The organism is Trinickia dabaoshanensis (assembly GCF_002879885.1).
Lineage (GTDB): Bacteria > Pseudomonadota > Gammaproteobacteria > Burkholderiales > Burkholderiaceae > Trinickia > Trinickia dabaoshanensis.
The window spans coordinates 39,920-52,568 of record NZ_PNYA01000043.1 but is presented as its reverse complement, the minus strand read 5'-3'; the positions used below and the strand labels follow the sequence as shown (position 1 = coordinate 52,568).

The following is a 12,649-nucleotide window of genomic DNA, read 5'->3' as shown; positions in this document are numbered from 1 at the left end:
AGCAAATGACATCGAATCGGTCAGAATTAAAGAAATCCAGCATCAAAACGACATGACCCGAATCGGCACGGCAGCGCTGTGGAAAGCCACCGCTGCGCCACGACGGCGATACTTCAACAGCCTGCTAGCCAAGTCGCAAGGGTGCGCCGAGGCTGTCGATTTTCTCGACGATCAATGGGCGGATATGAAAGTCATACTGGGGAAACGGTGGAGGCGCGCCGGGTTCATTTGATCATCATTATGGGCGGTGACGCCGGACGATGCTGTCGCTCAGCAACTTTCGGTTTCCGGGGGCAGCGATTATGATCCCACTGCTGGTCGATACGTGCAACGCGACCCGGTCGGGTTACTTGGCGGCGTTAACGCCTACGCCTATGCGTGGCAAAATCCGATTGTGCTGTCCGACTCTTCCGGCCAGGCGGCGGGCGATCTGCGGTGCGAAGGCTTTAGCGGCGGTGGGTGTCAAAGCGGTGGCAGTTACGGCATGACCGCAATATATTGCGATAGTGGTCGTAATGTCTGCCTGGATTGTGCGGCCAAGTTGCTTTGAATTAAAATCGAATTAGCTGCAGATAAAGTGGCAATTTTAAAATCGTTTTTATTTTCGGGAGGCAAACAATGATTGCTCGCGAAGCAGTGCTTCGGAATCTGGTTGTTGGGGACGTCTTCCATGCTGAAAGTCCAAATGGGGCGAGTTTGATTTGTTTGGTAACTCAAGTTGATGAGATAAGTATATATGCAAGAACCGTAACTACTCAGGTGCAGTATCTATTTGATAGGCGAACTGGATTGAGCGGCTCGAACAATGATCAAGTGACATGTACGATTGACTCTATTGAGCCACTCCCTGTGGAGGTCTACAGCACGATTCTGGGGATCGATAGAAAATTTAGGCTGAGTTGCAGCCCGGAAAAATTCAAGCTGAACGAAGCGGAAAAAAGCGCCCTTGTCTTCGTGGATTCCTTTTACATGAAAAACCGCTTGTAGGCGTCACCGAACATCATTTGGCGCTTCGAACAGCGCACCTTGCTCGAGGTCGTCATTACCGACAAAGATGCTCTCAACCTCGGGCCGGCGCATCGTCAGTCGACGAAAGACCTCAGAACCGAGCCGATCGTCGGAGGCGCCCATGTTGAAATCCCCAATTCTGGTTTGTCATCCACGCCCGCACACCGCAACGTGGCGAAGACCCTTCCGTGCGCGCGCAACCAAATATTCATCATCGTATGGCTAGCCTCGAGCGGGTGCGCGGTCACGACATTCCGTATGTACAACCTCTGCGCGCTATCCAATTTCCGATGTCGCACGCTCGCGAAGCGAACGATATTGCTTGCTTCGCATTCCATGTTCGAGGGCAGCGTGTATCAAGCTGCGTTGCCGTGCGGTGACGAAAAACCTTTCGCTGGCATCACATTCAATACCCAGTAAGGCATCCACGAGCGCCCGATCACCGCTTTCTCCCTCGGGCGGACAGCGCTCTACATCCGCTGATTCGCTATCGATGAGCCGCTCCCTACCGTGCGGATCGTTGATCACGAGCGACAGCTTTTCCTCCCACAACAAAAATTGAGCAAGCTGAACGAACCGGTTCGTGCGAAGCTCATTCGCGGGAACACCCGATCGGCTACGCAGCCACGCAAAAAAATCGTCTGCCGGCAGCGGACGTGAAATCGCGTACCCCTGCGCTGCGTCCACGCCGAGAATGCGCAGGGCAGGCAACAGATCGGGGTCTTCGATACCCTCGGCGACAACCGACATGCCCAGCGAATGCCCGAGCCTGGTCAACTGATAGACGAAGCGCAGCGGATCGGACGCATCGCGATTGATCTCGCCGACGATCGAGCGATCGATCTTGACGAGATCGAACGGAAATTGATGAAGACGAGCTAGACTGCTATGCCCCGAACCGAGATCGTCTTCCGCCAGCAAAACGCCGATGGCCTTGAACTTGCCGAACTCGTCGCGGCTTTCGAGGCTCTGCGGCACGCGCTCCGTTTCTAGCACTTCGAGGATGAGCCGGCCCGAGGGGCAGCGAAATGTGCTCATCGCTTCTTGGGTTGCCTGAAGGTAGCGATTGTCGTGGAGCGCCATCGGCGGCAGGTTGATGGAGATGCCAAGGTCGAAGCCCGCCTCGAGCCAGACATTGCGTTGCTCCAGCGCCCGCACGAGCGCACGCACATAGAGCGCGAAGTAGTCTTCGATCGACAGCACGCTCAGGAAATCGCCGGGTGTGAGCATCTGGTCGCCATCGTAGAGGCGAGCCAAGACTTCGACTTTCTTAACCTCCCCGCTCGCCAAGTCGACGATGGGTTGATAGTGCATTTGCAACGCATCGGAACGTAGCAGCGTCACCCACCGCTGGCGCACGCCGAACGGAACGGTATGGCCCTCGCCTTCGATCGTTTGCAGCCGCGCTAGCGCGAACCCAAGCAACGTCTGAAGCAGATCCACGAATATGCGCTGGCTCCTTCCGCCGAATCCACCGGGCAGCGCGCTATACAACGATAGGATCGCGAGCGGCAAGTGGCCGGGGGCGCGAATAGGAATCGCGACGCTCGAGCGAAAGCCGGCGGTGCGCGCGATCTCGCGCCATGCCGCCACCGCAGGATCGGTTTGGAAGTTCAGCACGCGCTCCGGTTTGCCGCTGCGCCATGCGGTCCCGGCCGGACCTTGGCCCGTGCGCTTGTCGATGTGAATCGAAATGCAGCAGTCCGATTCTTCCATTGCCTCCAGATACCGTTGCATGCGCTCGTCGGACACTGCCTCGAAGCGCAAGATGCCGTGGTGATCGGGACGGCCGATGCCGCAGGCGGTGACTTCGTCCAATGAACCGAGAATGCGAACGATTTGCGCGATGAGATCCGTATAGCTGTTGGCCGACCATGCGAGCGCGGTGACATCGAGCACGGCTTGCTGTCGAGCCTCTTGCAGCGCTTCGTATGCCTCCAACTGCCAAGCCAAATCACGGTTGAGCCGCCGCGAGAGGATCGATAGCGATTCGCCGAAGGCCGCTATGTCGACGCAATCGGACAGCGCGCCGAGCAAGATGCCGCGGCTTCGCGCCAAATGCTGCCTATCCAAGCCGACGATCGCATGGATGCGTCCGATCTTGAGCGCCGAGGCACGGTGTGCTTCCTCGGTCAGCGCTGGGTCCGAGATTAGCTTTAGGTTGTCTCTTTGCGCCATGCGCAAATGCGAATGCTCGTCCCCTGATAGCGTGCCGAGCAATTGCTTCGGTACTTCAAGACTATTGAGCCGCAGGTAAAAGAGATCGATCGCCTCCGGGATTGCCCGTTGTAGTACGTCTTCAATGGCAAGCAGTAGCGTCCGAGCCCCGGGGCCATAGGGGTGCGAGTGTCCGATCGATGACGATTGCGCTTGCCGCTCGGGCGGCTCCAGCGATTCAAGGCCTTCGGGCTCTTGCCTTTCGTTCATCGCGTCTCCAACGCTGATTTGTTTTCCGGGGCCATCTGTTTTTAAACGAATAGAGACGGATCTTCGGTGGCGTTCCGAAAGATCGCGGTGCGTGTCCGCGGGATCTCGCATGTTGGGCAGTGTGACGAAGCGCATGTCGATTGGCCTTGACCTGGGTCAAGGACACGACGGCCGCTTTTCCTGATGAAACCGTCATGGTGAGCGCAGCATGGGGCGTGGTAGATTGGTTCGACCGCGCACATCGAAGGCGCGGTCGAACCCCGGCGCTCATGGATGTGGCGTTATGTCGGCTCCTACAGCCAAGTGCTCGCGCATTGGGCCGATTTTTCCACGCGGCTCGATTCGTTGGCTATTCGATCCGAAGGACCGTTCTACGGCGTGATCTTCGACGACCCGGACAACACGCCTGCCCATCAGATCCGATGCGTTTGCGCGATAGAGGCGCCGCTGCCTTCGGATGCGTTACCCGAGGGATGGATAGAGTTGGCGGCGCAGCCTTCGCGTTTCGTCGTGTTCTCGTTGCGGTGCGCGTACATGGAGGGGCACGCTCGCTTGCGCCCGCGTGTGCTTTCGTGGTTCCAGCAATCCAAGGAAGCGTTCGGGACGGCGGGCGCGTTCGAAATCTATCCGATGCTGCCGAGCGGGGGAGGCGAGCAGGCTCGCGATATGGAGTTGCACGTGTCGTTGGCCAATTGACCGGCGTGCTTGCTCTGCTCGCTCCGACATGCTCGCGCTCGGGCGCTTCTGCGAATCATAAATCCTAAGCGGCACGCAACCCGGCAGCCTTCACGCGCTCTCCCGCACCACGAGTTCAAACCCGAGGTCGATCATCGGGGCGCCGACGGCCTCTCCCCGCATGATCGACAGCAAGAGTTCGGCGGCCGTGCGGCCCATTTCCGCCCGCGGCGTGCGTACCGTCGTGAGCCTCGGCACGCAATCCGCGGAGCCAGCCAAATCGTTGAAGCCGACGATCGCCACGTCTTCCGGCACGCGGATATTCATTCGGCGCGCTTCGAACAGCGCGCCTTGCGCAAGGTCGTCGTTGCCGAGAAAGATGCCGTCCACCTCGGGCCGGCGCGTCAGGAGTTGGCGAAAGAGTTCGCAACCGAGTCCGATCGACGATGGCGCGGGCGTCAGAATTTCTAGTTCGGGTTCATGCATGCCCGCACGTTGCAACGCGCGGCGAAAACCTTCGCCTCGTTGCAGCATCCGCGGGTCCAACTGCGCGGCGATGAATGCGTTGCGGCGGCAACCGCGCGCGAGCAGATGCCGCGCGACCGCTTCGCCCGCGTCCTGCTGAGAAAACCCGACGCAATAGACGTTTTCCGCGCGGGTCAGCTCCATCATATAGACGCACGGCACGCCGCTCGCGTCGATAAGACGGCGCGCGGCTTCGCTGCGGTCGAAGCCCGTCACGATCATCCCCATCGGAGGCGAAGCGAGGTAATGACGCACGAGGGCCTCTTCCTCGTCGCGCAAGTAGTGCGAGTTGCCGATCAGGATTTCGATTCCATGCGGCCGCAGCACGGTATGAATCGCCTCGACGACATCCGTAAACACGTTGTTCGTTAGCGACGGGACGAGTACGGCCACGGTATCGCTCTGCGCGCGCGCAAGCGCGCGGGCGGCCGCATTGGCGACATAGTTCAGTTCCCGCGCGGCCTCTTGCACCCGGTCGACGTACTCCGCGCCGACCGAGCTCAGGCCGCGCAGGGCACGCGAGGCGGTAATCGTGCTCACGCCGGCGCGGCGAGCCACTTCCTCGAGAGTCGGGCGGCCGGTGCCGCGGGTTTTCCTGGGTGTCGGGGGCGTCATGATTCAACTAGGATAGCGCTGTCTCAACCGTCGTACAAACGTTCGATATTGTATGCGAACGGGGACGGATCAGAGCGAGAGGCGGTTCGATACCGCCTTTCTTTCGATAGGAAGAGATAGCGCTATCTCAATGCAAGGAACTCGAATCGATGGACCAGACTGTATCGGCTATCGTCGTCATGGGCGTCGCGGGCTGCGGCAAATCTAGCGTCGCGCATGCCGTGGCGACTCGTCTCGGCGGGCGCTTCATCGAAGGCGACGCGTTTCATCCGGCCGCCAACGTCGAAAAGATGCGACGCGGCATAGGGCTCGCGGACGCCGACCGCTGGGGTTGGCTCGACCGCCTCGCGGCCGAGCTGAAGCAGGCGTGCGAACGCGGCGAGCGCGTGGTGCTCGCGTGCTCCGCGCTCAAGCGCCGCTATCGCGAACGGTTGCGGCTCGGCAGCCCGGCTGCCGGTTTCGTCTTTCTCGATCTGCCGCCGGAAGAAGCGGCGAAACGGGTAGGGACGCGCACTGGCCATTTCATGCCGGATTCGCTGGTTGCCAGCCAGTTCGCCGATTTGGAAGCGCCCGTAAATGAAAGCCTGACGCTGACCGTCGATGCGACGCGTCCGCTCGATGCGATCGTCGATGAGGCGCTCGACTGGCACCGGCATGCCGCATTGGCGCAAGGATACGGTTCGATTTCGAAAGATAGCGCTGTCTGCATCGGTTCGGGGCGGTCGAACACGGGCAATCGGTTGGCCGTAGCCGCTGCGCCGCCGGTCCGGCGATAGATCAAACGCGGGCACGCCAAAGGGGCGTTCGCCCGACCTTCAAAGATTCATGAAGCCAATCCGACAATATTCGAGGAGACGATGATGGCATCGACGGCAACGCAAAAAGTCGCGAAACGGCGGTGGGTGATGGGGGTGTTGTTGGGCGTGGGCGTGCTCATCAATTATTTCGACCGCATCAACTTGTCCGTGGCGGCACCGCAATTGAAGGCGGCGTTCAATCTTTCTCCGGCCGAAATGGGCCTGCTCTTCAGCGCGTTCTTTTGGCCATATGCGCTATTGCAGGTCCCGGCGGGCATCGTTCTCGACCGCTTCGGCGTGACGCGCCTCGGGCGATGGGGGGCATTTCTTTGGGCGGCCGCATCGGCGGTGACGGCCTTTGCCAGCGGCTTCGGCGGCATCTTCGCCGCGCGTGCGATGCTCGGCATCGCCGAAGCGCCGGGCTTTCCGGTGAGCGCGAAGGCAACGGGCTACTGGTTCCCGCGCAATGAACGCGCGATGGCCACCGCGATTTTCGACGCGGCGGCGAAGTTCTCCAACGTGATCGGCGTGCCGCTCGTGGCGGTGGTGGTGGTCGGCTTGGGCTGGCGCTGGGGCTTCGGCGTGACCGCTTTGCTCAGCTTCGCGTACTTCGTCGCGTTCCTCGTGATCTACCGCGATCCGAGCCGGGATCCGAAACTCTCCGCAGCCGAACGCCGCTATATCGTGGAAGGCGGCGCGACGCCCGAGGGTGCGCCGACGGGAAGCGCGGTGTCGATGCTCGGCTACCTGCTGAAGAAGTCGAAGGTCTGGGGGCTCACGATCGGCTTCGCTGCGTACGGCTACTCGTTCTATTTGTTCCTCACGTGGCTGCCGGGCTACCTCGTGCAGACGATGCATATGAGCATCCTCAAGTCCGCGGGTTTCGCCGCGATTCCTTGGGCGGTAGCGACGCTCGCCGATTTGATCGTGGGCGGTTGGCTCATCGATCATCTGATCGCACGCGGCCGCGACGAGACGCGTGTGCGCAAGGCTGTCCTCGTCTGCGGGATGGTGCTGGGTCTAGCGGTGTTCGGCGCAACGCTGACGACCAATCCGATGTGGGCGATCGTCTGGATTTCGATTGCGCTCGGCGGGCTTGCCTCGGCGGCACCCGTGGGCTGGTCGCTGCCCTCGCTGATCGCGCCGAAAGGCGGAGTGGGGACCATCGGCGGCATCATGAACTTCGCGAACAACCTGATGGGCGTCGCGGCGCCGGTCGTGACGGGCTTCATCGTCGGCGCCACGAACTCGTTCACCAACGCGTTCCTCATCGCAGGCGTGATCCTGTTGGTCGGTATCGTCTCGTTCGTGTTCGTCATGGGGCGAATCGAACCGATCGCCGAACCCGGCGAAGCGACGAGCCGTCGCAGCGCCTCCTTGGCCTAATCCTCTCGCCGGGCGAGTCTCGTACCCGCCCGGCTCTGCCTTCCTCCTTACCGCGCGTCCTTCGACGAAACGAACATCACGTCGACGACGGCAACGAATTAATTAGTAGTCCTAATAAGAGACGGAGAAACGATGAAAAAGACAACGATGGCCGTTGCGGCCTGCGCCGGATTGATGTCGCAATTGGCCTGCGCGCAGGGGAGCGTAACCCTCTACGGAGTGGTCGATAACGGGATCGCTTATCAGAACAACGGCACGACGCTTGGCTCGTCGGCCGCCGGCCACTCGCTCGTCAAGATGTCTACCGGTGTTTGGTTGGGCGACCGCTTCGGGCTCAAGGGTTCGGAGGATATCGGCGGCGGCTCGAAGGCGATCTTTACGCTCGAATCGGGCTTCTCGGCGGCGAACGGCGCGTCGCAATACACGAACGGCCTGTTCACACGCCAAGCCTGGGTGGGGATGACGAATCCGGCGTACGGCACGCTGACCGCAGGGCGGCAGTACACGGCGTACTACACGCTGCTCGCACCGTATAGCCCCACGAACTGGCTGACGGGGTACTTCGGCGCGCATCCGGGCGATCTCGATTCGCTCGATACGCTGTACCGCGCGAACAATTCCCTCGTCTATATGTCGCCGTCGCTGCACGGGCTCACGTTCGGCGGCTCCTACTCGTTCGGCGGCGAACCCGGCAGCGTCAATGCGGGCTCGACGTGGAGCGCGGGCGTGCAGTTCATGCAAGGGCCGTTCGGGATCGCGGCGGCGTTCCAGCGCATCAACAACTCCACGTCCGGCGGCGGCGCTTGGGGGGCGAACTCGACGACGTCGAACGGTGGCGCGCAAACGGCGGTGTCGGCCATCAACAACGGGTATGTCACGGCACAAGCCCAGCAGCGTGTGGCTGTTACGGCAGGTTATAAATTCTCGGCGGCTTGGGATGTAAGCGCATCGTATTCGAACGTCCAATACGTTCCGGGCGTGAACTCCACGTTCCGTAATACGGCGATCTTCAATACGGTGGGCGCGGCCCTTCACTTCAAGCCGGCAGCGGCCTGGGACTTCGGTGCGGGCTACGCCTATACGCGCGCGACAAAGTCCAACGGCGTGGCGAAGGGCGCCCAGTACCAGCAGTTCACGTTGACGCAGTATTACGCGCTGTCCAAGCGCACCGGCTTATATGCGGCGCAGGCTTATCAGCATGCGAGCGGACAGACGATGAACAACGGGGCGATCGTCGATGCCACGGCCTCGATCGGCGACGGCTTCAGCGGCAACCCGTCTTCCACGCGTAGTCAGATCGGCGTCGGCGTCGGGTTGGTCCATCGCTTCTGATTTCGTTCGGTTGAATGTTTCGCGCGCCGCGTCATGCGCGTCGCGCGAACACAGAGCTATTTCACCGGTCGCCGGAGATTTGATTGCCGTCGATGCGCACACGTTGTCCCGGACGCAGATCGCCCGGCGTTTGCATATCGAACGAGCGCATCGTGCCGTCGTTCAACTGGATGTCGACACGGTAGCCCGAAGGTTGCCCCATGTTTTGGCCGATCTGATTGCCGGCCACCGCACCGCCGAGGGCGCCGATGACGGTGGCGGCATCGCGCCCGTGTCCGCGGCCGATCTGGTTGCCCAGCACACCACCCACCAATGCGCCGACGAGCGAACCGGCCACGCCGGAAGGACTCGTTGCGCCGCCGATCGGACGAATCGCAGCCACGGTGCCGTACTGCGTACCGTAATTGCCTGGCTGCACGTACGCGGGCTGAGGCGGCGGCGTATAGGCGGGCTGCGCATAGCTGGGTTCGGCGTAGCTCGGTTGGGCGTAGGCGGGCTGTGCGTACTGCGGCTGTCCGAATTGCGGCTGCGAGCCGTACATTCCGTAGGGTCCCGGCGCCACGCATCCCGTGAGCGAGAGTGCGGAGGTCGCCAAGAGCGTTACGAGCAAAGCGGACTGGGTCAGCGTGGGCCGTTTCATTGCATTTCTCGGTATCGATTGAGCGCTTGCAAGGCGCAAACGAATCAGTTGCGGACCGGAGTATAGGGAAAGCCGAATCGACTGTACGCGGGCGCGGGGTAACAGTGTGTAAAGTCTGTTGCGACGGAGTACTCCGTCGGCGGCGAGGCTCATATTTTGAGGTGAGCGGCCGGTGGCGGCCGCTCGAATCACGGACGTCGCGGCAGTCGCACTAGTACGTTCCCCACCGGCGCAGCGACATCGCCTTCTTCACCCGTTCGAGGGCGAGGCCGGTCGCCGCATCGCGCGGCAACTTGCCATGCTGCGCCGCGGCGTCGAGCACGGCGCGGGTGTTCTCACGTACTTTTTCCGCGATCGTATCCAGGGCCGCGCTTTGCCGGCCGCCATCGTATTCGACCGCCGCGCAGATCACGCCGCCCGCATTCGCGATGAAGTCGGGCACGCACAGCACGCCTTTCGTATGGAGGTATTGCTCGGCCCCGTGCGTGAACGGAATGTTCGCCCCTTGAACGACCAAGCGGGTTTTCAGTCGCGCGACGTTGCCTTCATGAACGACATCGGGCCGGGCAGCGGGAATCCAAATCTCGCACTCGATATCGACGACGGCATCGCGCTCGCGTTTCTCGCCGCGCGGATACTCGAGCACCGATTTGCCTTCGGCTTTGACCCGATCGAGTAGTGCGAGGTCCAAGCCCGCGCGATCCACGATCGTACCGGCCGAGTCGGCGGCCGCGATGACGACCGCGCCTTTGCGCGCGAGAAATCGCGCCGCGTGGCGCCCAACCGCGCCATAGCCTTGAATGACGACGCGTGCGCCGGCGAGATCGAACTTGCAATAAGACGCGGCGATTTCGGCGGCGTGCACGACACCCCAGCCGGTGGCGCCGATCTCGTCGAGCGGAATACCGCCTAACTCGCGCGGCAGACCGACGGCGCGTCCGATTTCGTCCTTGACCCACGCCATGCACGTTTCATCCGTGCCCATGTCCGGACCGAAAATGTAGTCGCGGATATCGGCGAGCGCGCAGGCGAGTCCTCGGATCAATCGCTCCTTGCGATCGGTCGGCATCTTCGGGTCGCCGTAGAGCACGACTTTTCCGCCGCCGTGCGCGAGACCCGCCGCCGCGTTTTTGAACGTCATCGCCCGCGCGAGACGAAAGCATTCCTCGGTGCTGACGTCGGGGGCCATGCGCACGCCGCCGATCGAAGGACCGGCGGCGACGTTGTCGACGACGAGCACTGCCCGCAACCCGATTGCCGGATTGTGGACGTGGACGACTTTGGTGGGTCCCAATTCGTCGGCGAAACTGAAGACATCGTTGATCGGCGCCATGCCAAGTCACCTCGCGCGTCGTGTCGCCATCGCGGCCGGCCGCCGAGCGACACACACTTGAAGCTTGGACGTTGCCCATCGTTTGGGATTGATCCGTATCAAACGCGCGGCGCGACACTCGGCCCGCGCCGCTGCTTTCCCGTTATCCCATTCGATGCAATTCGCGCCTGAGGATCTTGCCGACCGTCGATTTGGGCAGCGCGTCGACGAAGCGCACCGCCTTCGGAATCTTATAGGGGGCCAACGCGGACCGGCAGTGGGCGATAAGTTCGGTTTCGCTCACGTCCATTGCCGCGCGGCGCACGACGAAGAGTTCGACGGCTTCGCCCGTTTTGGGATCGGGTACGCCGATGCATGCGCATTCGGCGACACCCGCGAACGCGGCGGCGACCGCTTCGATTTCGTTCGGGTAGACGTTAAAGCCCGACACGATGATCATGTCTTTCTTGCGATCGACGATCTTCAAGAAGCCGTGCTCGTTGAATACGCCGATATCGCCGGTTCGGAAATAACCGTCGGACGTGAATGCCTTCGCGTTGGCTTCGGGCGCGTTCCAATAGCCGGCTGTCACCTGTGGCCCTTTCACGCAGACCTCGCCGCATTCGCCTATGCCGGCTTCGTGGTCGGCGTCGTCGAGCAGCTTGACGTCGGTGGAGGGCACGGGCAGCCCCGTCGTACCGGTGAACTCGGCAGTGAACTGCGGATTGAACGAAATCACAGGCGAGGTTTCCGATAAACCGTATCCCTCGCGGATGAATTGCCCGGTGGCGGCTTCCCAGCGCTCGGATACGACGCGCATGACGGCCGCGCCGCCGCCCGCCGATAGCTTCAGCCGTGACCAGTCCGTCGTGACCATGCGCGGATGCGAGGCGAGCGTGGCGTACAACGTATTGACGCCCGTTAGCACCGTGGGCCGCGCGGCTCCGAGTACCTCGAATAGCGCATCGACGTTACGCGGGTTGGCCACGAGCCAATTTTCCGCGCCGATGGAGAAGTACGTGAGGAAATTCACCGCCAGCGCGAAGATGTGATAAAGCGGGATCGCGGTAACCACCACCTCGGCGCCGGGCTCGAGCGCGCCCGTCATGAACGCCTTGAACTGCTCGATATTGGCGATCAAATTGCGATGCGATAGCGCCGCGCCTTTGGAGACACCGGTCGTACCGCCCGTATATTGGAGCAGCAATAGATCGTTGCCGGTCGCGTCCGCGGGATCGCACCGAAGCGCTTCGCCTCGCGCGATGGCCGCCGAAAGGCTTACCGCGTCGCGCAGCGCCGCGCGGTCGATATCGGTTAGCGCTGGGCCGATTCCGCCGCAGTCGTTTTGGTCGACCGTGACGACCGTCTCGACCCCCGTGTTGCCGATGACGGCGGCGAGCGTGGCGGCCGCCGACGCATTGCATACGACGATCGACTCCACCCCGGCATCATTGAGTTGATGTTCGAGTTCCCGCGTCGTATAGAGCGGGTTGACGTTGACCAGTACTGCGCCGATCTTCCAAACCGCGATCGCGACGATCGGGAAGGCGAGTAAGTTCGGCAACATGACGGCCACGCGATCGCCCGCTTTCACGCCGGCGATATTTTGTAGAAACGCGGCGAACGCGCATGACATCCGATCGACGTCGGCATAGGTCAAGGTCGTGCCGAACGCATGAAACGCGGGCTTGGCGGCGAATTGCCGCATTGCCTGTTCCAAGATCGCATTCAAGGACGGATGGCGATCCGCATCGATCTCGAGCGGAATCGATCCGTACGATCGGGTCCAATGTCTCCTGCTCAATGTCTCTCCTTATGGGTTGGGTGGGGTTCCGCGTGGCGACTATCGCTCGCCAGCCGCCCGGTGCAAATGATCGTCGCGGCCAAAACGATGATCGGAACGGACAGGTGGGGGCAGACGTGAGCCGCGCG

At 61.8% G+C, this 12,649-nt stretch carries 13 protein-coding genes; 7 read left to right on the top strand and 6 right to left on the bottom strand.

Annotated elements, in window-relative coordinates:
- The 3 genes from C0Z18_RS33090 to C0Z18_RS32855 all read left to right on the top strand — a co-directional run.
- The coding region (locus C0Z18_RS33090) for a hypothetical protein (protein ID WP_158244341.1) at window positions 1–232 on the top strand (232 nt) is incomplete at its 5' end.
- A gap of 15 nt (window positions 233–247) precedes the next feature.
- Window positions 248–550, top strand: a complete 303-nt coding sequence (locus tag C0Z18_RS31135) for an RHS repeat-associated core domain-containing protein (protein WP_102649301.1) — start codon at window positions 248–250, stop codon at window positions 548–550.
- A 68-nt stretch (window positions 551–618) separates the two neighbouring features.
- Window positions 619–987: a hypothetical protein gene (locus tag C0Z18_RS32855; protein ID WP_146014143.1), complete on the top strand. Its 369-nt coding sequence runs from the start codon at window positions 619–621 to the stop codon at window positions 985–987.
- Between the two features lie 3 nt (window positions 988–990).
- On the opposite strand, the gene C0Z18_RS33085 is transcribed toward C0Z18_RS32855, so the two are convergent.
- Complete coding sequence (locus C0Z18_RS33085) at window positions 991–1,131, bottom strand: hypothetical protein (protein WP_158244340.1); 141 nt, start codon at window positions 1,129–1,131, stop codon at window positions 991–993.
- A gap of 153 nt (window positions 1,132–1,284) precedes the next feature.
- The gene (locus tag C0Z18_RS31125; protein WP_158244339.1) at window positions 1,285–3,435 is read right to left on the bottom strand and encodes an EAL domain-containing protein; all 2,151 of its coding nucleotides are present in this window, start codon (window positions 3,433–3,435) and stop codon (window positions 1,285–1,287) included.
- Between the two features lie 273 nt (window positions 3,436–3,708).
- On the opposite strand from C0Z18_RS31125, the gene C0Z18_RS31120 reads away from it, so the two are divergent.
- Window positions 3,709–4,131 (top strand): GyrI-like domain-containing protein, encoded by a 423-nt coding sequence (locus C0Z18_RS31120; RefSeq protein WP_102649298.1) that lies wholly within the window; start codon window positions 3,709–3,711, stop codon window positions 4,129–4,131.
- A 90-nt stretch (window positions 4,132–4,221) separates the two neighbouring features.
- On the opposite strand, the gene gntR is transcribed toward C0Z18_RS31120, so the two are convergent.
- Window positions 4,222–5,250, bottom strand: a complete 1,029-nt coding sequence (gntR, locus tag C0Z18_RS31115) for an HTH-type transcriptional regulator GntR (protein WP_102649297.1) — start codon at window positions 5,248–5,250, stop codon at window positions 4,222–4,224.
- Between the two features lie 149 nt (window positions 5,251–5,399).
- On the opposite strand from gntR, the gene C0Z18_RS31110 reads away from it, so the two are divergent.
- From C0Z18_RS31110 to C0Z18_RS31100, 3 genes are all read left to right on the top strand, one after another.
- On the top strand, window positions 5,400–6,026 hold the full coding sequence (locus tag C0Z18_RS31110) for a gluconokinase (protein WP_102649296.1): 627 nt from the start codon (window positions 5,400–5,402) through the stop codon (window positions 6,024–6,026).
- Window positions 6,027–6,107: 81 nt separating this feature from the next.
- Window positions 6,108–7,433: an MFS transporter gene (locus tag C0Z18_RS31105; RefSeq protein WP_233217564.1), complete on the top strand. Its 1,326-nt coding sequence runs from the start codon at window positions 6,108–6,110 to the stop codon at window positions 7,431–7,433.
- A 132-nt stretch (window positions 7,434–7,565) separates the two neighbouring features.
- A complete protein-coding gene (locus tag C0Z18_RS31100; protein WP_102649295.1) occupies window positions 7,566–8,765 on the top strand; it encodes a porin in 1,200 nt (399 codons plus the stop codon).
- Between the two features lie 61 nt (window positions 8,766–8,826).
- On the opposite strand, the gene C0Z18_RS31095 is transcribed toward C0Z18_RS31100, so the two are convergent.
- The 3 genes from C0Z18_RS31095 to C0Z18_RS31085 all read right to left on the bottom strand — a co-directional run bounded on the left by C0Z18_RS31095 (window position 8,827) and on the right by C0Z18_RS31085 (window position 12,521).
- The gene (locus C0Z18_RS31095) at window positions 8,827–9,405 is read right to left on the bottom strand and encodes an outer membrane lipoprotein (protein WP_102649294.1); all 579 of its coding nucleotides are present in this window, start codon (window positions 9,403–9,405) and stop codon (window positions 8,827–8,829) included.
- 211 nt (window positions 9,406–9,616) lie between these two features.
- The gene (locus tag C0Z18_RS31090) at window positions 9,617–10,738 is read right to left on the bottom strand and encodes a Glu/Leu/Phe/Val family dehydrogenase (protein ID WP_102649293.1); all 1,122 of its coding nucleotides are present in this window, start codon (window positions 10,736–10,738) and stop codon (window positions 9,617–9,619) included.
- Window positions 10,739–10,880: 142 nt separating this feature from the next.
- A complete protein-coding gene (locus tag C0Z18_RS31085) occupies window positions 10,881–12,521 on the bottom strand; it encodes an AMP-binding protein (protein WP_102649292.1) in 1,641 nt (546 codons plus the stop codon).
- Window positions 12,522–12,649: the final 128 nt, after the last annotated feature.